Below are 23,538 nucleotides of genomic sequence, written 5' to 3'. Positions count from 1 at the left end.
GGTCTTCGGTCAGGCCCGGCCCCGCTGATGGCGGTACCACTCGACCAGCGCGTCGGTGGACGTGTCGCCGAGATCGCCCGGAGGATCTTCCGCGGAGAGTGCAGGCCCGAGTTCCAAGGCTTGTGTCTTACCGAGTTCGACGCCCCACTGATCAAACGGATTGACGCCCCACACCGCACCTTCGACAAAAACCTGATGCTCGTAGAGGGCGATCAACTGCCCGACCACCGACGGCGTGAGTTCCTTGGCCAGGATGGTGCTGGTAGGACGGTTGCCCGGCATCACCTTGTGCGGCACCAACTCCGGGGGTGTGCCCTCGGCCGCGATTTCCTCGGCCGTCTTACCGAACGCGAGAACCTTGGTCTGCGCAAAGAAATTGCTCATCAAGAGGTCGTGCATGGAACCCGTGCCGTCGGCGGTGGGTAGATCATCCGTCGATTCTGCAAAACCGATGAAATCGGCAGGCACCAGCCATGTTCCCTGATGAAGGAGTTGATAGAAAGCATGCTGGCCGTTGGTTCCCGGCTCGCCCCAGAAGATTTCGCCCGTCGACGTCGTGACGGGGGTGCCGTCGGCGCGCACGGACTTGCCGTTGGATTCCATGGTCAACTGCTGCAAATACGCCGGAAAGCGCAGCAGGTCATTGGAATACGGCAGCACAGCACGTGATTGTGCGCCGAAGAAATTGGAGTACCACAGGCCGATCAACCCGAGAAGTACGGGCGCATTCTCCTCGAGCGGGCGGGTACGGAAATGCGTGTCGATCTGATGGAAACCGTCGAGGAACTCGGCAAAGCGCTCCGGCCCGACAGCGCACATGACGGACAATCCGATCGAGGAGTCGACGGAGTACCGGCCACCCACCCAATCCCAGAAACCGAACATGTTGGCAGTGTCGATACCGAATTCCGAGACACGTTCGGCCTCCGTTGACACTGCGACGAAGTGCTGCGCGACAGCGGAGGCGTCGTCACTACCCAAGCCGGCAAACAGCCACCGCTTGGCGGCAGTGGCATTGGTCAATGTCTCGAGCGTGGAGAAGGTTTTGGACGCCACGATGAACAACGTCGTCTCGGCATCCAGATCGGCGAGCTGCCCGACCAGATCCACGGGATCGATATTGGACACGAAGTGGACGCTGATGCCGGCGTCGGCGTAGTGGCGCAGAGCGCGGTACACCATGACCGGGCCCAGATCGGATCCACCGATACCGATATTGACGATCGTGCGGATGCGCTTGCCCGTAGCGCCGGTCCACTCCCCGCTACGGACGCGATCGGCAAACGAGCCCATTGCGTCCAGAACCTCGTGGACGTCGGCCACGACATCTTGGCCGTCGACAGTGAGCGCAGCATCCCGGGGCAGTCGCAGCGCGGTATGCAGCGCAGCGCGGTCCTCGGACGTGTTGATGTGATCGCCCGCAAACAAGGCGTCACGGCGCGATTCGACGCCCGCTGTACGAGCCAGATCGATCAACAGATCCAGAGTTTCGCGACTGACGCGGTGCTTGCTGTAGTCGATGTGAAGATCACCGGCATCAACCGTCAACTCGGTGCCGCGCGCAGGGTCGTCGCGAAAGAGTTCACGTAGGTGAACGGCTTCGAAATCGGCGTGATGAGCGCGCAGTTTCTGCCAGGCTGAAGTTCCGGTGATGTCAGTGCTCACAATTATCGACTTTAGTGGCACCGTCTGGAAACTTCTGGACGAGTCTCGCTGACTGCCGGAGGGCGCTAGTGTCCCAAACGTCCGCGGCCGAGGCGGAGAAGCAACATAGCGAGCGTGTGGCCTTCCTGGCCCAACTCGTTGAAGCGCTCGAGTACCTTCATTTCACGGCTGTGAACCAGGCGCGGTCCACCCGACGCCATCCGGGTACGGCCGATGATCTGCGAGACCTCCGAGCGGCGCTTGATAGCCGCGAGGATCTCGGCGTCGAGTCGGTCAATTTCCTTGCGGAGTTCGTTGATCTCGGCTTCGCTGCGCGGAACCTCGACGTCACTCGGAGTGGCATTTCCCTCGGGTGCTGCTGCCTGGGTGCTCATGAGTATTCGTCTCCTCTTTCTACTGCGTGGATCGTATTGTCGGCTCGGGTCGTTACCGATCCAGGTGCACGGACGAAAAAAGCCCCGGATCCGATTCGGACCAGAGGCAGGTGAGCAGTTCGGTTCACGTCCACCGGGGTCCGGTGCACGTAAAGTATCGCCCCACCGGGCTGACAGCGTCAGCTGGGGTATTAGGTGCGGCGAGGCTGAACATAGCGTCCAGTTTGCCATGTCGGGTACGTCAGTTCCAAGTGCTGCCCGTCACGGTGTGGAGAGCGGCGCGACAAGTGCTGTCCCGTCGAGGCGTGACCTTGTCCACCTGTCACGCATGCATTGATACTTCTGTCGGTAGACGCAGGTAGCGTGGACAGGCGATGAACACGTATCCAGCTCTCGGTGAGCAAGGTGGCCTTTTCGAGCACGGTGACTACTCCCAACAGGACCCTCACCAGGAGGGTCATCCGCCTCGGCACGGCCATTCCCAGCAGCACGGGGCCCAGCAGCCTGGAGACAGCTCGGCCACCGAGGCGCTCCTCGAGGGACTCAATCCGCAGCAACGCGAAGCCGTCGTACACGCCGGTTCGCCGCTGCTCATCGTCGCGGGCGCAGGCTCGGGCAAGACTGCGGTGCTGACGCGTCGGATCGCCTACCTGTTGGCCGAGCGCGGTGTCACGCCCGGACAGATTCTTGCCATCACCTTCACCAACAAGGCTGCCGCCGAGATGCGTGAGCGTGTGGCCGGGTTGGTCGGGCCGCGTGCCAACAGCATGTGGGTGTCCACATTCCACTCGAGTTGTGTGCGAATTCTGCGAGCTCAGGCAGCGTTGATTCCGGGCCTGAACTCCAACTTCTCGATCTACGACGCCGATGATTCGCGTCGACTTCTCACGATGATCTCCAAGGATCTCGAGATCGACACCAAACGGTTCACCGCCAGGCTGCTTTCGACGCACATCTCCAACCTCAAGAACGAACTGATCGATCCCGAGGAAGCCGTCGCAGCCGCCAATCAGGATCCGGCGGAATTGCCGCGCCTGGTTGCCAAGGTCTACGGGCATTATCAGCAGCGTCTGCGCTCGGCCAACGCTCTCGACTTCGACGACCTCATCGGCGAGACGGTCGATTTGCTGCAGAACTTTCCTCAGATCACCGAGTACTACCGCCGACGCTTCCGCCACGTACTCGTCGACGAATACCAGGACACCAACCACGCCCAGTACATGCTGGTGCGCGAACTGGTCGGTGGCGCAGGCGAATCCGATCATGCTGTTGCACCGGCCGAACTGTGTGTGGTCGGCGACGCCGACCAGTCGATCTACGCTTTCCGCGGCGCAACCATCCGCAACATCGAGCAGTTCGAGCACGACTACCCGGACGCACGCACCATCCTGCTCGAGCAGAATTACCGCTCGACGCAGAATATTCTGTCGGCCGCCAACGCCGTCATCTCGAAGAACACGGGCCGACGCGAGAAGCGGTTGTGGACCGATTCCGGTGAAGGTGAACTGATCGTCGGATACGTTGCGGACAACGAGCACGACGAAGCATCGTTTGTCGCGTCCGAGATCGATCGTCTGGTCGACAACGGCGATGCAAAGTTCTCTGATGTCGCAGTCTTCTACCGCACCAACAACTCTTCGCGTGCGCTCGAAGAAATCTTCATCCGCCTGGGCGTGCCGTACAAGATCGTCGGCGGTGTTCGGTTCTACGAGCGCAAGGAAGTTCGCGATATCGTCGCCTACCTGCGCGTGCTTGCCAACGAAGACGACACTGTGAGCTTGCGTCGTATCCTCAATACTCCGCGCCGCGGAATCGGCGACCGCGCCGAAGCCTGCGTGGCCGTGCACTCCGAACATCGCAACATCAGTTTTGCGGCAGCACTTCGCGACGCAGCGGAAGGCAAAGTTGCACTGCTCAATGCGAGGTCACAGAAGGCAATCGTTGCATTCGTCGACATGATGGACGGCCTGCGTGCCATGCTTCCGGTCGAATCTGCCGACGGCGCAGCAACTTCCGAGCTCGGTGACATCGGCGAAATAGCCGAGGCTGTTCTCGAGCGCAGCGGCTACCGCGCTGAACTTGCAGCCAGTAGTGACCCGCAAGACGGCACCAGGCTCGATAATATCGACGAACTCGTCAGTGTGGCAAGAGAATTCAGTTCCGATGCCCGCAATGCCGCCGGACTGATCGATCCGGACGACGAGGAAACTGCGGCAATGCGTGAAGGTGAACCGGATCCGGGTTCGCTGGCCGCGTTCCTCGAACGAGTGTCATTGGTGGCCGATGCGGATCAGTTGCCCGACTCCGACGAAGGTGTCGTCACCATGATGACGCTGCACACTGCCAAGGGACTCGAGTTTCCGGTCGTCTTCGTAACCGGTTGGGAGGACGGCCAATTCCCGCACATGCGCGCACTCGGTGACCCGGCAGAACTCTCGGAGGAACGGCGCCTCGCCTACGTCGGCATCACCCGTGCACGGCAGCGGTTGTACCTCACGCGAGCGATCATGCGCTCCGCCTGGGGGCAGCCGATCCAGAACCCGGCCTCACGTTTCATCAGCGAAATTCCCGAAGACCTGATCAACTGGCGTCGCGAAGACCCGGGTATGGGGATGAGCGGTGGATTCGGTAGTGGTCGACCCGGTTACGGAAGCGGCGGCGGGTACGGCAACAAGGGCGGCGGGTACGGAAGTACTTCCCGAAATGATGCTCCCGCACCCACTTTCGGTGCCGCGCGTGGACGCAACAACAACCTGGTTCTCGCTGTGGGAGATCGTGTCAACCATGACAAGTACGGACTGGGCAGAGTTCTCGAGACGAAGGGAACCGGCCCGACCGCGACAGTGACCATCGATTTCGGTAGCGCCGGAAAGGTGCGTCTGATGCTCATCGGTGGCGTGCCCATGGTCAAGCTGTAGAAACGCGGGCCGAGAAGCCTGAGAAAAACTTTCGGCCCGCACCTCGAGAAGGTGCGGGCCGAAAGTTGTAGGAACTGGAGTGAGCTAGTCCTGCTCGATACCCAGGCTGATGCCGCGTGACGCGAGCCAGGGGAGCGGATCGATCTTGTTCTCGCCCGCGAGGTGAACCTCGAAGTGCAGGTGCGGTCCGGTGGAGAAGCCGCGGTTACCCATCGTTGCGATCTGATCGCCGGCCATGACCTGCTGGCCGACGGTGACAACCGAGGTATCGATGTGGCCGTACACGGTGATGGTGCCGTCGGCATGCTGCAGGCGAACCCACATTCCGAAGCCGGAAGCCGGGCCGGAGTCGATGACGGTGCCGTCGGCGACAGCGAGAATGGGAGTTCCGATGGGTCCGGCGATATCAACACCGGCATGCAGGGTGCCCCAGCGGCTACCGAAGTTGGATGTGAAGGTTCCGGCGGCGGGAAGAACGAACAGCGGGCGACGGGCAGCGGACTCGCGGGCTGCGCGCTCTTCGCTGAATCGCTGGCCCTTGGCAAGGAGATTGCTGAACTGCGACAGGTCGGTGGGTGCTGCGACGTTGAGTACCTGCGGCGCATCGGCAGCCGTTGTGAGGGACGCTGCGGCGGTGGGCGCGAACTGGGCGGCCTGCGGCAGTGCGGTGGTTGCGATCGCGGAGGACTCGTTGGCGAGTGCGACGTCCGAATGATCGACTGCGTTGGCTGAGCCGTTGTTGACAACTGCCTGACCCGCTGCGACCACTGCGCCGGCGGCTACAGCGAGAACTGCGGCGCGGCCCTTCAGTGCAGACGGCGGGGTGGGGATGCGATGGGCGCCGGTGCGACGAACCGGGGAGGTGACATCTGCAGATGCTGCCGGGGTGGAAGCGTGGACGCTGGTCACATCGGACTCGACGCTCTCGAAGTCTGCCGGGAAGGCATCTGCCGAGTCGGAATCTGACGATGTGGGGGAGGAGGTGCGAGTGAACATAATGGAAGAAATCTCAGAACTTTTGGTCTCGGTGTAACGCCGGGCCGAGTGCGTTGGATAAGAGGGCGTGACCTCGTCTTGTTCTGATTCCGTGAACCTGCTGGTGGTGAACTGGCCGTGTCGCATGTGCCTGCTCGCTCCTAGGGATTCGTAATCAGTCTGTGACTTAGCTGGACCAACGGTAACGAAATGGTTGCGACACGTGCAACCCATAGAGCAAACGAGTCTCGGTTTGTGATGTGGCTCACAGTCTGACCAGGCGAAACGTGCCTACGGACAAATGAGACCAATTATCTCGTTTGACGATCGAGCGTGTCACAACCTGATTACCGGCCGGCGCACGCACTACCGTCGAGCGCGTGTCGTCAACACCCCGAAACTCACCGATACAACGCGCGGACTCTGTCCGCCTGCCCCCGCGGGTCCCGCCGATTGTTGTTCTGGCGCTACTCGTTGCAGTCCTCGGCGGCGTCGCCGTTGCCGGGGCGCCACTGATCGGCGTCGGTAGCGGTCCAGGGGCTTCCGGTTCGATCGTCTCGGCGTCCGTCTTCGCCGCTCTGTGCGCTCTGACGGTTCCGGCTGTTGCGATCGGGGCGTGTCGTCGTAGCCCATCCCTCGCGGGTGCGCTTCTGGCCGGCATCGGTGCGATGTCACTGGGCGTGGCGATCCTCGACGTTCAATTGTTCGTCGACGCAATCGATGCAAACCGCTTGGAACTTTTCCGTCCGATTTCTGCCGGATTGATCAACGCCGGGGTGGGGGCGTACGTCGCGCTCATCGGTCATGGATTGTTGGTGGTCGCCGGTGGACTCGGGCTTGTGGTCGTGCACCGTGAATCCGAACGTGACGGCTACGGCAGTGCGCTTGCCGCCGAATACGACGGCAGATCGGTCGGCGCGCGTATCGGAACCTGGCCGACGGCGGCCGCGATCTTTGCGGCTATCGCCTACGTGCTGGCTCTGTTCGGACCAGCCTTCGACTCGCAGGATCCGATCTTTCTGGTTCGTCCGCTCGTGGACAGTCCCGCGGCGAGCGCGCTCGGTGCCGGTCTGGTTGCCGTCGCCCTGCTGATCGTCACCGCGGCGGCTCTGACATCGATCTCGTCGTGGGTCGGGGCCGGAGCGCTTGTGGGGGCCGGCATCGGTGCCTTGAGTGTCAGTGGCACCCGAGTTGTTGCAGGTTTGGCCGGGGGTGATCGAATCGGCGTCGGAGTGGGCTCGATCGTGGGAGCGCTCGCGGCTGTTGCCATCGTCGGTATCGGCGCGGCAGTGCCGGCTCTGGCGGCGCGGCGCGAGTCCCGTGCTGCCGCTGAAGCCGAACCGACGTCGGCGCAACGAGGGACAGACACCAAGAGTGCCCGCAAGGCCGCGACGGTCGCACAGTCTCGCGCAGAGCAGGCTCGCGTCGGAAAACTGCATAACGTGGCCGGCGCCCTCGGCGTGATCGCTGCAGCTCTCGCGGCAGCGGGAGCCTCGCTGCCGGTGTTGTCGCTTCCCGAGGGAGTTCCCGAACCGTCGATACTCGCCACCCGCATCGTGCTTCTCGCTGCCGGCGTCCTTCTGGTCGTCTCGCTCGGGCTTTTCCTACCAGGCCGGGCCAACATGATCCGGCCCGTCCTGGGAACACTGTGGACCACCGTCGTCATGGGCGCGGCGGCAGTTCTGCAACCAGTCGTCATCGCGACCGACGTTCCCGGCGTCGGGCTCGGTATCGGGGTGTTCGTGCTGGGAGCGGCATCCGTTGTCGCCGCTGCCACCGGCATCGCGTTGTGGCTCGCCGGCACTGCCGAACGTGAAGACGTCGACACCTCCGTCGACTACGCCGTGAATCGAGCAGTGCTCGTCGTCGGTGGCATCGGCGGAGTTCTTTCACTAGCCGGTACGGCGCTGCCGCTGTATCGCGGTGAAAGATATTCGGCTGCCTCCGTCGGAGACTGGCCGTGGGGAATCAACACGTGGGGGCAACTGCTCGTGGGAGTGGCGGTGCTTGTTGCCGTACTGATCGCACCGCGTGCGCGGCCGGCTCGGGCCAAGGCGCTCCTGATCGGGTCCGCCACCACAGTGCTGGTCTACGTCGTCTCCGGACCGTTGACGTCTTCGCGCATTCCGGACGCAACGGTGGGGGTGGGTGCGATCACAGCAGGGACGGGCCTACTCTTGCTAATCGTTGCTGTGCTTCTTGTCCGGGCCACGCAGAGTTCGGCGCAAGCCGGCAAACAGTGAGACTGGCACTTGACAAAATCGGTGTGAACAGCCTGCGGTAACCCGTGAGGCGTCACTCACCGGGCACATATGCGTGACATGGGCCACATAGCATGTATGCGGGCGCAAACCCAACGCAGCAACTGGTTAAAGTCCAGAACAGACCCGCTCCTACCCCTCGAGCGGGTGTCAACGCAGACGAGACGGTGAGCAGATGGATCTCTTCGAATACCAGGCGAAGGAACTCTTCGCCAAGCACGGAGTGCCGACTTCGGCTGGACGTGTTACAGACACGGTCGAAGGCGCACGCGAGATTGCCGAAGAAATTGGCAAGCCCGTGATGGTCAAGGCACAGGTCAAGGTCGGCGGCCGCGGCAAGGCCGGCGGCGTCAAGTACTCGCCCGACGTGGATGCCGCAGTGGCAAACGCCGAGGCAATCCTGGGCCTGGACATCAAGGGCCATGTTGTCAAGAAGCTGCTGGTCGCAGAGGCAAGTGACATTGCCGAGGAGTACTACATCTCCTTCCTGCTGGACCGCACGAACCGCACCTACCTGGCCATGTGCTCGGTAGAGGGTGGCGTCGAGATCGAGGTCACCGCCGAGGAGAACCCCGACGCTCTCGCCAAGATCCCCGTCGACGCAGTCAAGGGTGTCGACCTGGCATTCGCGCGCAGCATCGCCGAGGCAGGCAAGTTGCCCGCAGAGGTGCTCGACGCAGCAGCCGTCACCATCCAGAAGCTGTGGGAAGTTTTCATCAACGAAGATGCAATCCTCGTTGAGGTCAACCCCCTCGTTCGTACGCCTTCCGACGAGATCCTCGCCCTCGACGGCAAGGTCACGCTCGACGAGAACGCTGCATTCCGTCAGCCCGGCCACGAGGCTTTCGAGGATCGCGACGCAACCGATCCCCTCGAGCTCAAGGCCAAGGAAAACGACCTCAACTACGTCAAGCTCGACGGTGAGGTCGGAATCATCGGCAACGGCGCAGGCCTGGTCATGTCCACCCTGGACGTCGTCGCTTACGCCGGCGAGAACCACGGTGGCGTCAAGCCCGCCAACTTCCTCGACATCGGCGGCGGAGCTTCCGCTGCAGTCATGGCTGCCGGCCTGGATGTCATCCTGAACGACGCGCAGGTCAAGAGCGTGTTCGTCAACGTCTTCGGTGGAATCACCGCGTGTGACGCAGTTGCCAACGGCATCGTCGGCGCACTGAAGACCCTGGGCGACGAGGCCAACAAGCCGCTCGTCGTGCGCCTGGACGGAAACAACGTCGAAGAGGGTCGCCGCATCCTCGCCGAGGCCAACCACCCGCTGGTGACGGTCGTCGCAACCATGGACGAGGCCGCCGACAAGGCCGCCGAGCTCGCTAACGCAGCGAAGTAAGGGACTCACAGAACAATGGCAATCTTCCTCACCAAGGATTCAAAGGTCATCGTCCAGGGCATCACCGGCGGCGAAGGCACCAAGCACACCGCTCTGATGCTCAAGGCCGGCACCCAGGTCGTCGGCGGCGTCAACGCACGCAAGGCCGGCACCACGGTCAAGCACGTTGCAGCTGACGGTTCCGCTGTCGAGCTCCCCGTCTTCGCGACGGTCGAAGAGGCAATGAAGGAGACCGGCGCAGACGTTTCCATCGCGTTCGTTCCCCCGGCCTTCTCGAAGGACGCCATCGTCGAGGCTATCGACGCGGAGATCCCGCTCCTCGTGGTCATCACCGAAGGCATCCCGGTCCAGGACTCCGCTTACGCTTGGGCGTACAACGAGTCCAAGGGCAAGAAGACCCGCATCATCGGACCGAACTGCCCCGGAATCATCACCCCCGGCCAGGCACTCGTCGGCATCACGCCTGCCAACATTGCAGGCACCGGCCCCATCGGCCTCGTCTCCAAGTCGGGCACCCTGACCTACCAGATGATGTACGAGCTCCGTGACTTCGGCTTCTCCACGGCCATCGGCATCGGCGGCGACCCGGTCATCGGTACGACGCACATCGACGCTATCGAGGCGTTCGAGAACGATCCCGACACCAAGGTCATCGTCATGATCGGTGAAATCGGTGGCGACGCCGAAGAGCGTGCAGCCGATTACATCAAGGCTCACGTCACCAAGCCGGTCGTCGGCTACGTGGCAGGCTTCACCGCACCCGAGGGCAAGACCATGGGCCACGCCGGCGCCATCGTCTCCGGCTCTTCGGGAACGGCTCAGGCCAAGCAGGAAGCTCTCGAAGCTGCAGGCGTGAAGGTCGGCAAGACGCCGTCCGCGACCGCTGCACTCGCACGCGAGATCCTCCAGAGCCTCTAGGTTCTCAGTTCGCGGGGTCTTCTGCTCCGCGTGTTGAAAAGACCACAACGCCCGCAACCAGGTATTTTTCCTGGTTGCGGGCGTTGCTCGTTTGTTCTGCATTCGAGTCGGCAAGGGAGAAAATAAAAAGATGTCGTTCACACCTGATTCCGGGGGCTACGGTGCGCCCCAACCCAATCCGAATCAATCGAATCCGTACCAGCCCAATCCGTACCAGCCCCAGCAGCAATATCAGCAGCCGCCGCAATATCAGCAACCACAGCAGCACCCGTTCCAGCAGTTCCAACAGCGACCGGTGCGTAGTCGCGGCCTCGGATCAATGCTGACAATCGGTGTTGCGGGTCTCGGCGTCGTCAATTTCCTGCTGGGTTTCGCTCCGTTCGCCAAAGAGGATCCCAAGGCCACGTCGTCCGGCATCTTCGGCTCCGGCAGCATGAATTTCTTCGATAATGCTTCGCTCGGTGCCGGTATCGTCGGCATCGCGCTCCTGCTGTTGGCCGGGGTGATTGCCGGTCTCGGTCTGCTCCCGAATCAAGTGCCGAACAACATTGTCGTGGCTGCCGCCTCGATCACGGGATTCATCACACTTCTATTCACCTTGATCGGATTGTCCGAGGGCCTCGAAGTGGGCGTCGGGCTAATCTTCGTCATCGTCTTCGGATTTATCCAAGCTGCCTGTGCCGTCGCTGTACTGGTCCTGGGTTCCGCAGCACTCACGCCGTCGGCTCCCGTCATGAACTACAACGCACCGCCTCCGGGATTCGGTCAGTAAGGCTGGTTCTCAGCCGCGTGGGCGTCAGACGTCCACCCACATATCTCCCGCGGGTTCGAGTTGACCGGAACCCGAGGTGACCGAGGCAACTGTGGACTCCAGTTGCGTCGGATCATCTGAGGCAAGGGTCAAAACAGCTTTCGAGCCGTAGTCGGTTCCCCGGACGACAACACCGCGCGCCCGTAATTCAGCCTCGACCCGACCAGCCTCGCCGTGCCGAATAGCCAAGGTGAACAACATCCGTCGTTCGCGACCGACCAACCGCGCCGAGTCCACCGCCACGGACACCGCACCCGAATAGGCACGAACCAATCCACCCGCGCCCAGCTTGATTCCGCCGAAATATCTTGTGACAACCACAATTACATCGACGAGATCGCGGGCCTTGAGAACCTGCAGCATCGGAACGCCGGCCGTGCCCCCGGGCTCGCCGTCGTCGTTGGCACGTTCCATCCGTGAATTCGCGTCGTAACCGAGCACATAGGCGGAGCAATGGTGGCGTGCATCGGGATACAGAGATTTCTGTATCCCGAGAAACTGTTGTGCCGCATCGACGTCGTCGATTCTGCGTAGTGACGCAATGAACTTCGAGTGCTTCACCTCGGTTTCGACGGTGTGATCCACGCCGGGGGCGAGAGTGAAGGGCATCCTCTTATTGTCTCCTGTCGGTGTTACCGTGCGAAGGCGGCACACATAGGCTGGGGTATACCGAAGCCAGTCTGCGAGGAGAAGTCATGACATTCACACCGCCAGAGTCAAATTTCGGAGGGTCCGGATATGGGCCTCCGCAGCCCCCAGCTGGATCTTCGCAGCCGCCGGCCGGACCGTCACAGCCGCCGGCTGGACCGTCGCAGCCGCCGGCTGGGTATTCGCCGCAACCGGGAGGCAGTGGGGCACCGAATATCGGGTTCATCCTCACCGTGGCCGTAGCCGCGCTCGGTATCGTCAACTTTCTGCTCGGGTTCACGCCGTTCACCTCCATCTCGAGTGCCGGTATCAGCGGCGACGAGAGCACTACCTCCAGCTTCTTCGAAGCCGGTGTCTACGGTCTTGGATTCCTTTTCGCGGGTGGCGTCCTGGCAGCAGTATCGCTGCTGCCAAAGCAGGCGCACGCCGCCGTTGTGGCCACGCTGTCTCTGACAGGGTTCGTGTCCCTCGTCTTCACGGCGTTCACACTCGGTTCGACGGACTACATCACCATCAGCCTCGGGTGGGGTTTGATCGTTGTCCTCATTCTCGGCTTCGTCCAGACCATCGCGGCCATTGCGTCACTGCTGTTCGACGTCGGAATTCTCAAGGCGCCCTCGCCTCGAGCTGCCGCGCCGCAGCAGTTCGGCCAGGGTTACCCGCAGGGCCAGCAGGGTTACCAGCAGGGGCAGTACGGGCAGCCTCAGCCGCCGACGTACCCGCAGACGCAGGGCCAGTCGTACGGGCAGCCGTACGGGCAGACGCCCCAGCAAGGTTCGACCCAGGGGTATGCGGCCGGTTACGGTTCTGCACCCACAGAAGCAAGTGGCACTGCTGCCCAGCAACCTGCTCCCCAGCAGCCTTCTGCTCAGCATTACGGCGGGTTCACGCCGCCGGCAGCGCCTCAGTACCCGGCCGCACCCCAATACCAGTCCGGTCAGTACCAGCCGGGTCAGTATCAGCCCACAGGTTTCGAGCCACCAGCAGCGCCCGAAACCGGCCAGGACACTGATGCTGCCGCCGAGACTCGAGCGTTCGATTCTCGTAACCCAGACGATCAGAAGCAGTAACGGTCTTCAAGAATGTGGCCTCCGACCAGAGCGGTCGGAGGCCACATTCTTCTGGCCGGGCGGCGCGCCTGACTGCGCGTCGGCAGTTCGAGTGAAACCCTCGAGGGGATGAGTTTTTTGATTGATCGCACACGACCCGAACCCGCCAGGGGCCGCACGTCACTCCGCGCACCAGCGCCGGACTCGGACCAGGCACGAACCCTCCTGACAGTGGCCTTCCGCCCCTCCGGGATGACGATCCTGCTGATTTCCGCGGTCGTGGTGGTGACACTCGTATCCGCGAGCAGCGACCTGACGGGGACTTTCGGTGCCATCGCAACGACCTGGCTGGCGATCCATCAAGTGCCCGCAACAATCGACGGAGTCCAGCTGGGCGTACTGCCACTGCTGCCCACCGCCGTGATGATGTGGGTGGTGGCGCGCCGATGTGCGTCGGCGTCGCAGCTCACGGATTCGCGGGATGCGACTGTGCGTTTGTTGGGAGCTGCAGTTGCCGGCCCGCTCACCGTCACCGCGATAAGTCTGGCCGTCGTCGCCGACGCTGCCGCTGCGCTCCCGCTGTCGAGTCCCAATACGTTGAGCGCCTTGGGGTGGGTCGCCGGAATTCATCTTGTTGCAGCGGTGTTCGGTGTCGCGATAGCGCACTGGCAGACCTTCGAGCTGAACATTCCGTACTGGGCATCGGCTGCGGTTCGGCCGGCGGCCGGCGCAATTGCGACGCTGCTGGCAGCGGGATCGATTGCAGTCCTCGCGGCACTGCTCATCTCGTGGACCACCGTGGGCGATCTCCTCTCACGCGGTGGTGGATTTGTCGGCGTGCTCGGCTTGACCGTGCTGTCGCTGCTGTACCTGCCGAACCTCGTTATCGGTGCCGCCGCTGTACTGACCGGCGCCACCGCGAATATCGGTGACGTATCGATCAGTGTGTTCGGCAATGTGGGCGGGGACTTGCCGCCGTTGCCCCTCCTCGGAGCAATTCCCGAAAGCGTGGGCGGCGGACTTTGGGCGGTACTGCTGATCGTTCCGGCCGTGGTCGGAATTTTGTCGGGTCGTGACTGCGCGAAGCGCGTCGAGGTTCACGGTGCCGACGGTCAGGATGCTGTGTTGGCAGCACTGACCGCTGCCTTCGCAACCGGAATCACCATGGCACTTCTTGCTCTGGCCAGTGGGGGAGACTTGGGGCGTTTCGGCGCCGTCGAGGTGACGTGGTGGGCATTCGGATTATTGACGTTCGGATGGTTGTCACTGTTCGGAGTGGTGTCTGCGCTGGTAGTGACGTGGACGGCGCACCGTGCCGCGCAGGAGGTCGAGTTCGACGATTCTGATTTGGACGATTCTGATCTGGATGTGCCTGATCTGGGTGTGCAGTCTGCCGAGGTTCTGGACGACATCGAGTCCGAGGACGGCGACGGCGAGGATGACGATGTCGCGGACACGGCGGTCGAAGAGACTGTTGAAGAACCCGAACCAGTCACGGAGCCGGAGCCGCTCGAAGAACCCGCGGCCGCAGTTGCCGACGATTCCGGTGATTCCGACGATTCTGACGGCGAAGAACCCGGCGAGGATCCCAGCGACGAGGAGCCTGGGACGGACCTGCCCTCACCTCCGAAAGACACAAGCGACTAGGCTGTCGTGTGGTCGATTCTCCGGCCGCATCATCTTCTAGTTCTCAGGAGTAGAGCGCTGACTGCCTCGGCCGACAACCTGCAGCCGACGACGCCTACACGCGTCGTAGTTCTTGCGTCCGGCGCCGGTACCCTCCTGAAGTCGCTGATCGACGCGTCGAGGGCCGACGGATACCCCGCGCAGATCGTTGCCGTCGGTGTCGATCGTGACTGCGCAGCCACCGAGCATGGCGAGTCTGCCGGGATTCCTGCATTCAAAGTGTCGATCAAGAATTACGATGATCGCGCAGACTGGGACAAGGCTTTGACCGCGGCCGTTGCCGCGCATCGCCCGGATCTTGTGGTCAGTGCCGGATTCATGAAGATCCTTGGTCCCAGCTTCCTCGCGGAGTTCGGTGGACGAATCATCAACACTCACCCCGCGTTGCTGCCTGCCTTCCCCGGCGCGCACGCGGTTCCCGACGCGATGGCGTACGGCGTGAAGGTCACGGGATCGACCGTGCACCTGGTCGATGGTGGAGTGGACACCGGGCCGATTCTGGCCCAAGAACCTGTGGCAGTGCTACCGGGCGACACCGAGTCGACGTTGCACGAGCGCATCAAAGTTGTAGAGCGTCGGTTGTTGGCGGACGTTATCGCCGCTGTCGCTACACACGGAGTAGTTTCCGATGGACGAAAGGCCGTGATCCCCAGTGAGTGAACGCAAGGCTGTGCGCCGCGCACTTGTCAGCGTCTACGACAAGAGTGGTCTGATCGAGCTGGCCACAGGCCTGCACGAGGCCGGTGTCGAGTTGGTGTCGACCGGCTCGACCGCGTCGAAGATCGCCGACGCCGGTATCCCCGTGACGCCGGTCGAGGCTCTGACCGGATTCCCCGAATGCCTCGAAGGTCGAGTGAAGACGCTGCATCCGCGCGTTCACGCCGGCGTTCTGGCCGACACTCGCAAGCCGGATCACCTCGCTCAGCTCGAGGAACTCGGTATCGCGACGTTCGAACTCGTCGTCGTCAACCTGTACCCGTTCACTGCGACGGTTGCCTCGGGCGCCACGCCGGACGAGTGCGTCGAGCAGATCGACATCGGCGGTCCGTCGATGGTGCGTGCTGCCGCCAAGAATCACCCGTCGGTGGCAGTTGTCGTCGATCCCGCTCGTTACACCGACGTGTTGGCTGCTGTTGCCGGCGGCGGATTCACGTTGCGTGAGCGCACTGTTCTTGCGGCGCAGGCGTTTCAGCACACCGCGTCCTACGACGTGGCTGTTGCGAGCTGGATGACCAGCACCATTGCTGCAGACGAAGACGGTTCGCAGTTCCCCGCCTGGGTTGGAGCTACCTGGAACCGCAGCGCTGTTCTGCGTTACGGCGAGAACCCGCACCAGGATGCTGCACTGTACGAAAACCCGGCTGCGCCTGCAGGTTTGGCTCAGGCGGAGCAGTTGCACGGCAAGGAGATGTCGTACAACAACTACACGGACTCCGATGCCGCGTGGCGTGCAGCGTACGACTTCGCTGATCCGGCAGTTGCAATCATCAAGCACGCCAACCCGTGTGGCATCGCTGTGGGCACCGACATCGCCGACGCTCACCGCAAGGCTCACGCCTGTGACCCCGTCAGCGCATTCGGTGGCGTCATCGCTGCCAACCGTGAGGTCACAGTCGAACTGGCCGAGCAGATCGCCGACATCTTCACCGAGGTCGTCATCGCCCCGTCCTACGCAGACGGAGCAGTTGAGGTTCTGCAGCGCAAGAAGAACATTCGTGTTCTGAAGGCTGCTGCGCCGACAGCAACCGGCATCGAACTGCGCCCCATTTCGGGTGGCACGTTGCTGCAGCAGCGCGACGTTCTCGACGCGGATGGCGACAACCCGGCCAACTGGACCCTCGCCAACGGTGAAGCTGCAGACGCCGAAACGCTCAAGGATCTCGAATTCGCTTGGCGCGCAAGCCGCTCCGTGAAGTCCAACGCAATCCTGCTGGCTTCCGGCGGTGCATCGGTGGGCGTCGGCATGGGCCAGGTCAACCGCGTGGATGCAGCGCATCTCGCTGTTCAGCGTGCCGGTGACCGCGTCGTAGGTTCGGTAGCAGCATCGGACGCGTTCTTCCCGTTCCCCGACGGCCTTCAGGTTCTCCTGAATGCCGGCGTCAAGGCTGTGGTTCAGCCCGGCGGTTCGGTTCGTGACAACGAGGTGATTGCGGCGGCCAAGGAAGCCGGCGTCACTCTCTACCTGACAGGTGCGCGCCACTTCGCGCACTGATCATTTTCTCGTGCAAGCGGGCCTCGACTTCATTGTCGGGGCCCGTTTTGGTTTCGGGTGACTCGCAATCGGCAGTCAGGCAGCTTGAATGTGTGTTCCCTGAAGTTCGCGCGGGGTGCCGGTGATGACAACCCGTGACGCGCCGCGGTTGCGGATCTCGCCGATCAATGCAGCGAGGGTGGCTTCGTGGGCCGCGTCGGAGTGCGAGAGGTCCAAGGTGACGGCGTAGCCGGTGAGGTCGGACGGGAGATCGGTATACGGGGGTGCGGTGGACAACTGGTTGATTCGAAGTTTCATCTGTCTCTCCTGGATGTGAAAGGTAAAAGAAAAGGCACCCGCGGCGTATGCCCTGGGTGCCCGAAAACGGATCCGATCAATCTGTGGATCATTCTCGGGGGACACCGCGCTTGACGCTCATGTGCTTGCTGGTCATGCGATGGGCCGATAGGGAGGCCGAAAAAATGTGCACGTGCGCTGTGCAACTGCGCCACGAAGGTGCAGATGCAAAGTCTGGGTGAAGCGACATGGAGTCCGTACCTTTCGTGCTCGGCGTAGCTGGTTAATGGATGACCGTACAGCACCGATCGAGGGTTCGCACCAATAAATTGCATCGCGAACGTAAACTCCACGTGACTTTTGTCCCGGCGGCCGATCCCGGTTGTGTCAATACCGTGCAGGTCAGAGGGTAAATACAAAAGTCCCCCACGATGACTCGCGGGGGGACTTTTGATCTTAAAACAAGGACGTTCGGTCTGTATGTTGTCAGGTGAGTGAACGGACCCACTCGGCAAACGGTTTCGCGAACTCGTCCGAGTACGGCAGGGGTGCGACGTAATCGGCGCCGGTCGACTGCTCGTCACCGAGTTCCTTGAGTACAAAACTGGCGTTCCGCATCCGCACCGACGTCAGGGACGTGTGGGACAACGCGTCGTCGAGTGCCGCGACGTCGGACGGAACAATCTGAATGTCTTTCGCCGAGCAACTTGTCAGCACCGGTATTCCAGCGGGGAGCATAGCCGCGAGTGCAACGGGATCCAGGGCGTCCTCTTCCGCCAGTGCCTTCGCGTTTGCGTAAACCAGACCGGCGTTCCGCAGCGGCTCGGGAAGATCATCCGGAACAGTGCCGTCGGTGCGTAGCGATTCCACAGCCCCGGCGAGCGCTACCCGGAGTTCGTCGGCCAATTCGACCGGCAGTTGCCCGGCCCCGACAACGGCGTCGAGCTGCCCGTGGATCTGGTTGGTCAACAGGTCGAGGAGACGGATACTCAACGGCTCGACGAGTGCGAGCGAACTCACCCGGGCACCCTCACTCGCAGTTGCCACGGCGAGCGCGACGATCGCCCCGTCGCTGTGGCCGACGATGATGAGTCGATCAGCGTCGACGCCCGGTTGCTGCGCCAGAAAGTCGAGTCCGTCGGACGCTGCGTCGACGTAGGTGTTGAAGCCGAGATCGGCGATCTCGTCGATCTCGTAGGGACCCAATCCGGTTTCGCCGCTGCCGATCTTGTCGTAGCGCAGACTTGAAATGCCCTGTTCTTCAAGGATATCCGCGATGAAGCGGAGCGTTCCGATATCGCCTTCGAGAAGTGTGCTGTCGCCGTTGCGATCGGTGGGGCCGCTACCCGCGAGGATGAGCGCCGCCGGCGCCTTCCGGTCGGGACCGGCGACCAGTCGCAGGCTCCCGAAGAGGGTGACTGGCCCTGATTGAAAAGTGATCTCGGTGTCGGACATGACGACCTGTCTACCAGGTTCGCGGGCTCACGCGGTACGCAGACTGCGGACGCGTCGCCATCCGCGCCAACTGAACCACAAGAGCGCGGCGAGCAGCGGAATGATCAGGAGCGGAAGGATCATCGCGATCAGCGACGTGAAGAATGTCAGTACGTCTTCGACTACGGAAATGACCGGGTTGGCGAGCCCGCCGGTAGTCGCGGTGCTGACGGCCCGCGTTCCGGTTTGGGCGGCGCTGAAGGTCAGAGCCGTGGGCGCCCCGACGATGATGCCGGCTATCGCGGCGATTGCCGGATCGAAATGGCTGAACGCAGCCCACGCTGCGATAGCTCCGGCGATGGGCCCCGTGACGTTACCCACGACAGAGAGCGCGTTGTCCACGAAGGGGATCAGATCGGCACACAGTTCGACGACGGCGGCGATCGCCAGAGCCACTAGTGCGCCGGTGGATCCGATCCACCGCATCGACTCACCGACGGTGATGCCGAACAGTTCGAAATGGACGGCCGTGCTCAGCATCAACAATGGCAGGAAAGTTCGCATACCCGACGCGGCAGCAAGGCCGAGGCCGAGCATCGCGGGCAAGACCCAGGAATCCATGGGTGGAGTTTAGGTCTGCGTTCACAGTTCGCGGGTATAAAGGGCACACACGAGATCATCGGAAAGGAACTTCCATGCCGACACCGACCATGTTCTTCCTCAACCTCCCCGTCAAAGACCTGGGCAAGGCCACCGCGTTCTACGAGGGACTGGGCTATGCCAAGAACCCGCAGTTCTCCGACGACAATGCGTCGTCGATCGTCATCAGCGACACCATCGTCGTGATGTTGCTGGCCGAGCCGTTTTTCAAGACATTCACGTCCAAGGAAATCGCCGATACGACGGTGTCGACGGAAGCGCTCCTCGGGCTTTCGGCGGAGACCCGCGAGGCCGTGGATTCCATCGTCGACAAGGCATTGGCAACCGGCGGCAGCGCCGGAAATGCGACGCAGGACCACGGATTCATGTACTCACGGAGCTTCCAGGATCCGGACGGCCACATCTGGGAAATCATCTGGATGGACCAGTCTCAAGTAGAGAGTTGAGTGCGGATTCTCCTCAGCGCGTGCCGAAACCGGCAAATGCTCGTAGCTTGGTGGGGTGACTGTCGCCAAGACCCTCGGGGAGCTACGGGCCTCCGGACACGTACAGCGAAGTGTCAAAGAAGAAATACGCGAGAACCTGCTCGCCGCGTTGCGGGACGGCCGTGATCCCTGGCCCGGGATAGTCGGGTTCGAGGAAACAGTCGCCCCGCAACTCGAGCGGGCACTGATTGCCGGCCACGACGTCGTGTTGCTCGGTGAACGTGGGCAGGGCAAGACTCGGGTACTGCGCACACTTGCCTTGTTGCTCGACGAGTGGACGCCCGTCATCGACGGCTCGGAACTGGGGGAGCATCCCTACGAGCCGATTACTCCGGCCTCGATCCGGCGTGCGCGTGAACTCGGTGATGAATTACCGGTTCTGTGGCGCCATCGCAGCGAGCGGTACTCCGAGAAACTTGCGACCCCGGATACGTCCGTCGCCGACCTGATCGGTGACGTCGATCCGGTCAAGGTCGCCGAAGGCCGCAGTCTGGGTGATCCCGAGACCATTCACTTCGGACTCGTGCCGCGCGCGCATCGTGGAATTGTTGCGATCAACGAACTTCCCGACTTGGCCGAGCGCATTCAGGTATCGCTTCTCAACGTGATGGAAGAGCGTGACATCCAAGTCCGTGGATACACGCTGCGACTCCCGTTGGATGTGCTGTTGGTAGCCAGTGCGAACCCCGAGGACTACACCAATCGCGGACGCATCATCACGCCGCTCAAGGATCGTTTCGGAGCTGAGATTCGCACGCACTACCCCGTTGAATTGCTTGACGAGATTGCCGTGATCGACCAGGAAGCGCATCTGGCGGCAGAAGTCCCCGATTACCTACTCGAGATTCTGGCTCGATTCACGCGGTTGTTGCGCGAATCCACTTCGGTGGATCAACGATCGGGGGTGTCGGCTCGTTTTGCCGTGGCCGGTGCCGAGACTGTCAGCGCTGCCGCAGTGCGCCGCGCGGCAATCCTGGGCGAGGCGGATCCTGTTGCGAGGCCGGTGGATCTGGATTCGGTCGTGGAGGTGCTTCGAGGCAAGGTGGAGTTCGAATCCGGTGAGGAAGGTCGCGAACTGGAGGTGCTCGAACATCTGCTCCGCCGGGCGACGGCCGATACCGTTCGCGTACGTCTGGGCGGAATCGACTTGTCGACGTTGGTGAGTGCCGTGGAGCTGGGCAACACGATTGTCACTGGCGAATCCGTCACGGCCAAAGCATTTTTGGACGAACTGCCCGAACTCGATGTTCTGGACGAGATCGCGGAGCGGTTGGGGGCACGATCCGACGGTGAGCGTGCTGCGGGCGCGGAGTTGGCGCTCGAAGGGCTGTATTTGGCCCGACGGATCTCGAAAGATCAAGGCCCGGGCGGACGCTCGGTGTATTCCTGAAATGACACATAACCCGCGTTACCGGCCGTACGACGGAGGTCCCGATCCATTGGCCCCGCCGGTGGATCTTCGTGAGGCGCTGGCGGCGATCGGCGACGACGTTCTGGCGGGGACGTCGCCGCGGCAGGCGTTGCGAGAGTTGCTGCGGCGCGGTAACCGCGACATGCGCGGGCTCGACGAACTCACGGCGGACGTGAATCGTCGTCGACGAGAGATGTTGCGTCGCAACAACCTCGGCGGAACCCTCGACGAGGTACGCAAACTCCTCGACAAAGCAGTACTCGAGGAGCGTAAGGAGTTGGCTCGGGCGCTCGATGATGACGCACGATTCAACGAGATGAGGATCGAGGAGTTGCCGGCGTCGACGGCGCACGCGGTTCAGGATCTGGCAGATTACAACTGGCGTAGTGAGCAGGCGCATGCCGACTACGACAAGATCCGTGACCTTCTGGGACGTGAAGTTCTGGATCAGCGGTTCTCCGGTATGAAGCAGGCTCTCGAGGGTGCCACCGACGAAGATCGGGAGCAGATCCGGGAGATGCTGGCAGATCTCAATCAATTGCTCGACGCTCATGCCCGCGGCAAGGACACTCCGCGACAGTTCTCGGAGTTCATGGACAAGCACGGGCAGTATTTTCCCGACAATCCGAGGAACGTCGAGGAACTACTCGACTCGCTCGCGCAGCGGGCGGCGGCGGCGCAACGATTGCGAAATTCGCTCTCTCAGGAGCAGCGTGACGAGCTGGATGCTTTGGCACAACAGGCTTTCGGTGATCCGAGTTTGATGAGCGAACTCAGTCAACTCGATCAGTTCCTGCAGGCAGCGAGGCCCGGCGAAGACTGGGAAGGTTCGCAGCAGTTTCGCGGCCAGCAGGGCATGGGTTTAGGGGAGGGCACCGGCGCACTGTCGGACATTGCCGAGTTGGAATCGCTGGCTGACCAACTGTCGCAACAGTATGCGGGCGCCGGTCTCGACGATATCGATCCGGAATTGTTGGCCAGGCAACTCGGCGAGGAAGCAGCGGCCGACGTACGTACCCTTGCTGACCTCGAAAAGGCTTTACAGGAGCAGGGTTTCTTCGATCGAGCACCCGACGGTCAATGGCGGTTGTCACCCAAGGCGATGCGGCAACTCGGCCAGACCGCGCTCCGCGACGTTGCCGGTCAGCTGTCTTCACGGACCGGCCAGCGGGATACGCGTCGGGCCGGGGCGATGGGTGAACCCACCGGAGCGTCGCGGGAATGGGAGTTCGGTGACACCGAACCTTGGGATGTGACACGGACGATCACGAATGCGGTGTTGCGTGATCCGGGTCGAATTCCCGTGCGGCTCACGGTTGCCGACGTCGAGGTGGCAGAAACCGAACAGCGCAGCCAGGCCGCAGTGGCCTTGCTGGTGGACACGTCGTTTTCCATGGTGATGGAGGATCGCTGGGTTCCGATGAAGCGCACGGCGCTTGCGCTCAATCATCTTGTCAGCACACGGTTTCGCAGCGACGAACTGCAACTCATCGCCTTCGGACGTCACGCTCACGTCCTCGACCCGTCGGAGCTGGCCGGGTTGGACGGAGCGTGGGATCAAGGAACCAACTTGCACCACGCGTTGTTGTTGGCGGCCAGGCACCTTCGACGCCATTCCAACGCCCAACCGGTGGTATTGATCGTCACAGATGGTGAGCCGACCGCACACCTCGAACCCGACGGCGAGGCACGATTCGACTATCCGCCGAGCGCGCGAACCCTTGGATTGACGGTTCGTGCTCTCGACGCCGTAGCCAGGTTGGGCGCCAAGGTGACGTTCTTCCGGCTCGGTGAAGACCCCGGCCTCGCTCGGGTGGTCGACCGTATGGCCCATCGGGTTGGTGGGCGTGTCATCGCTCCCGACGTGGAGGGTCTGGGAGCGGCCGTGGTCAGCGATTACATGCGCGGGCGGCGATAGCGGACTTCGATCAGCCGCTGACCACCTGACGGTCACCGAGTGGACTACTCAGATGCACGTCCAACGAGCCGAACACCGCTACGAGAATGCACATTCTATTTGCAGCCTCCGGAAGCGCACCCGTTTGAAGCGTGACGGTGACCGTGGAATCGGTCTCCTCGACGCTGGCGTGCGCGCCGTAACATTCCGGTGTCCCGGTCACGAAATGGACGGCAACGGTGGTCTCGTCCACCTCCGACCACGACTCGAACATGGTGTCCGACGCCCCGACGATGTCTGCGCGATCAGCGAAGACCGTACCGATATCGGAGTCGTCGACTTGCGTGGGAACGGGTGGTCCGCGTCCCCAGTCGGCCGGAACCGCACCCTGCGCCGCAAGTACTTTCGGCAGCGCGGGAGTTCCCGTGGACTGCGTGCCGAAAGAGCACCCTGCCAATGCCAGGGTGGCCAAAACTGCGAGGACGATTACGCGCATGCATCCACCGTAACCCT

The 23,538-nt window shown here is 62.4% G+C and carries 20 protein-coding genes; 12 read left to right on the top strand and 8 right to left on the bottom strand.

Going from position 1 to position 23,538, the window contains the following annotated elements; genetic code table 11:
- Window positions 1–9 precede the first annotated feature (9 nt).
- Complete coding sequence (gene pgi / locus BDB13_RS26790; protein WP_094274445.1) at window positions 10–1,665, bottom strand: glucose-6-phosphate isomerase; 1,656 nt, start codon at window positions 1,663–1,665, stop codon at window positions 10–12.
- A gap of 65 nt (window positions 1,666–1,730) precedes the next feature.
- Window positions 1,731–2,039: a chorismate mutase gene (locus tag BDB13_RS26785; protein ID WP_094274444.1), complete on the bottom strand. Its 309-nt coding sequence runs from the start codon at window positions 2,037–2,039 to the stop codon at window positions 1,731–1,733.
- Between the two features lie 374 nt (window positions 2,040–2,413).
- On the opposite strand from BDB13_RS26785, the gene pcrA reads away from it, so the two are divergent.
- Window positions 2,414–4,957 (top strand): DNA helicase PcrA, encoded by a 2,544-nt coding sequence (pcrA, locus tag BDB13_RS26780; protein ID WP_169634962.1) that lies wholly within the window; start codon window positions 2,414–2,416, stop codon window positions 4,955–4,957.
- Window positions 4,958–5,041: 84 nt separating this feature from the next.
- Here the strand turns inward: pcrA and BDB13_RS26775 are convergent, their stop codons facing one another.
- Window positions 5,042–5,953: a M23 family metallopeptidase gene (locus BDB13_RS26775; protein WP_441347219.1), complete on the bottom strand. Its 912-nt coding sequence runs from the start codon at window positions 5,951–5,953 to the stop codon at window positions 5,042–5,044.
- A gap of 359 nt (window positions 5,954–6,312) precedes the next feature.
- On the opposite strand from BDB13_RS26775, the gene BDB13_RS26770 reads away from it, so the two are divergent.
- From BDB13_RS26770 to BDB13_RS26755, 4 genes are all read left to right on the top strand, one after another.
- The gene (locus BDB13_RS26770; protein WP_254922975.1) at window positions 6,313–8,175 is read left to right on the top strand and encodes a hypothetical protein; all 1,863 of its coding nucleotides are present in this window, start codon (window positions 6,313–6,315) and stop codon (window positions 8,173–8,175) included.
- Between the two features lie 193 nt (window positions 8,176–8,368).
- Window positions 8,369–9,538 (top strand): ADP-forming succinate--CoA ligase subunit beta, encoded by a 1,170-nt coding sequence (sucC, locus tag BDB13_RS26765; protein ID WP_094274442.1) that lies wholly within the window; start codon window positions 8,369–8,371, stop codon window positions 9,536–9,538.
- A gap of 15 nt (window positions 9,539–9,553) precedes the next feature.
- Entirely contained in the window at window positions 9,554–10,456 is a 903-nt protein-coding gene (gene sucD / locus BDB13_RS26760; RefSeq protein ID WP_094274441.1) for a succinate--CoA ligase subunit alpha, read from the top strand.
- A gap of 130 nt (window positions 10,457–10,586) precedes the next feature.
- Complete coding sequence (locus tag BDB13_RS26755) at window positions 10,587–11,228, top strand: DUF5336 domain-containing protein (protein WP_094274440.1); 642 nt, start codon at window positions 10,587–10,589, stop codon at window positions 11,226–11,228.
- A 24-nt stretch (window positions 11,229–11,252) separates the two neighbouring features.
- Here the strand turns inward: BDB13_RS26755 and BDB13_RS26750 are convergent, their stop codons facing one another.
- Window positions 11,253–11,876, bottom strand: a complete 624-nt coding sequence (locus tag BDB13_RS26750) for an IMPACT family protein (RefSeq protein WP_094274439.1) — start codon at window positions 11,874–11,876, stop codon at window positions 11,253–11,255.
- An 86-nt stretch (window positions 11,877–11,962) separates the two neighbouring features.
- Between BDB13_RS26750 and BDB13_RS26745 the strand changes: the two genes are divergently transcribed.
- From BDB13_RS26745 to purH, 4 genes are all read left to right on the top strand, one after another.
- The gene (locus BDB13_RS26745; RefSeq protein ID WP_176459674.1) at window positions 11,963–12,985 is read left to right on the top strand and encodes a DUF5336 domain-containing protein; all 1,023 of its coding nucleotides are present in this window, start codon (window positions 11,963–11,965) and stop codon (window positions 12,983–12,985) included.
- 108 nt (window positions 12,986–13,093) lie between these two features.
- Window positions 13,094–14,611 carry a cell division protein PerM gene (locus tag BDB13_RS26740; RefSeq protein ID WP_094274438.1) on the top strand — a complete coding sequence of 506 codons (1,518 nt, stop codon included), beginning with the start codon at window positions 13,094–13,096 and terminating at the stop codon, window positions 14,609–14,611.
- A 6-nt stretch (window positions 14,612–14,617) separates the two neighbouring features.
- A complete protein-coding gene (gene purN / locus BDB13_RS26735) occupies window positions 14,618–15,310 on the top strand; it encodes a phosphoribosylglycinamide formyltransferase (protein WP_094274437.1) in 693 nt (230 codons plus the stop codon).
- Window positions 15,303–16,862, top strand: coding sequence for a bifunctional phosphoribosylaminoimidazolecarboxamide formyltransferase/IMP cyclohydrolase (purH, locus tag BDB13_RS26730; protein WP_094274436.1), 1,560 nt, complete (start codon window positions 15,303–15,305; stop codon window positions 16,860–16,862). Before purN ends, purH begins: the two co-directional genes overlap by 8 nt.
- A 75-nt stretch (window positions 16,863–16,937) precedes the next feature.
- Here the strand turns inward: purH and BDB13_RS26725 are convergent, their stop codons facing one another.
- The 3 genes from BDB13_RS26725 to BDB13_RS26715 form a co-directional block, all read right to left on the bottom strand.
- Window positions 16,938–17,159: a hypothetical protein gene (locus BDB13_RS26725; protein WP_094274435.1), complete on the bottom strand. Its 222-nt coding sequence runs from the start codon at window positions 17,157–17,159 to the stop codon at window positions 16,938–16,940.
- A 465-nt stretch (window positions 17,160–17,624) separates the two neighbouring features.
- Window positions 17,625–18,593 carry an alpha/beta hydrolase gene (locus tag BDB13_RS26720; protein ID WP_094274434.1) on the bottom strand — a complete coding sequence of 323 codons (969 nt, stop codon included), beginning with the start codon at window positions 18,591–18,593 and terminating at the stop codon, window positions 17,625–17,627.
- A 27-nt stretch (window positions 18,594–18,620) separates the two neighbouring features.
- Complete coding sequence (locus tag BDB13_RS26715; protein ID WP_094274433.1) at window positions 18,621–19,193, bottom strand: DUF4126 domain-containing protein; 573 nt, start codon at window positions 19,191–19,193, stop codon at window positions 18,621–18,623.
- A 74-nt stretch (window positions 19,194–19,267) separates the two neighbouring features.
- On the opposite strand from BDB13_RS26715, the gene BDB13_RS26710 reads away from it, so the two are divergent.
- From BDB13_RS26710 to BDB13_RS26700, 3 genes are read left to right on the top strand one after another with little or no spacing between them, the layout of a single operon-like run.
- On the top strand, window positions 19,268–19,678 hold the full coding sequence (locus BDB13_RS26710) for a VOC family protein (protein ID WP_094274432.1): 411 nt from the start codon (window positions 19,268–19,270) through the stop codon (window positions 19,676–19,678).
- 55 nt (window positions 19,679–19,733) lie between these two features.
- Window positions 19,734–21,107, top strand: coding sequence for an ATP-binding protein (locus BDB13_RS26705; RefSeq protein WP_094274431.1), 1,374 nt, complete (start codon window positions 19,734–19,736; stop codon window positions 21,105–21,107).
- Window position 21,108: 1 nt separating this feature from the next.
- Window positions 21,109–23,046: a vWA domain-containing protein gene (locus BDB13_RS26700; protein ID WP_094274430.1), complete on the top strand. Its 1,938-nt coding sequence runs from the start codon at window positions 21,109–21,111 to the stop codon at window positions 23,044–23,046.
- A 10-nt stretch (window positions 23,047–23,056) separates the two neighbouring features.
- On the opposite strand, the gene BDB13_RS26695 is transcribed toward BDB13_RS26700, so the two are convergent.
- The gene (locus tag BDB13_RS26695) at window positions 23,057–23,521 is read right to left on the bottom strand and encodes a hypothetical protein (protein ID WP_094274429.1); all 465 of its coding nucleotides are present in this window, start codon (window positions 23,519–23,521) and stop codon (window positions 23,057–23,059) included.
- Window positions 23,522–23,538: the final 17 nt, after the last annotated feature.

It is taken from the genome of Rhodococcus sp. OK302, assembly GCF_002245895.1.
In the GTDB taxonomy this organism is placed as follows: Bacteria; Actinomycetota; Actinomycetes; order Mycobacteriales; family Mycobacteriaceae; genus Rhodococcus_F.
This window is presented reverse-complemented; position numbering and strand designations above follow the sequence as displayed.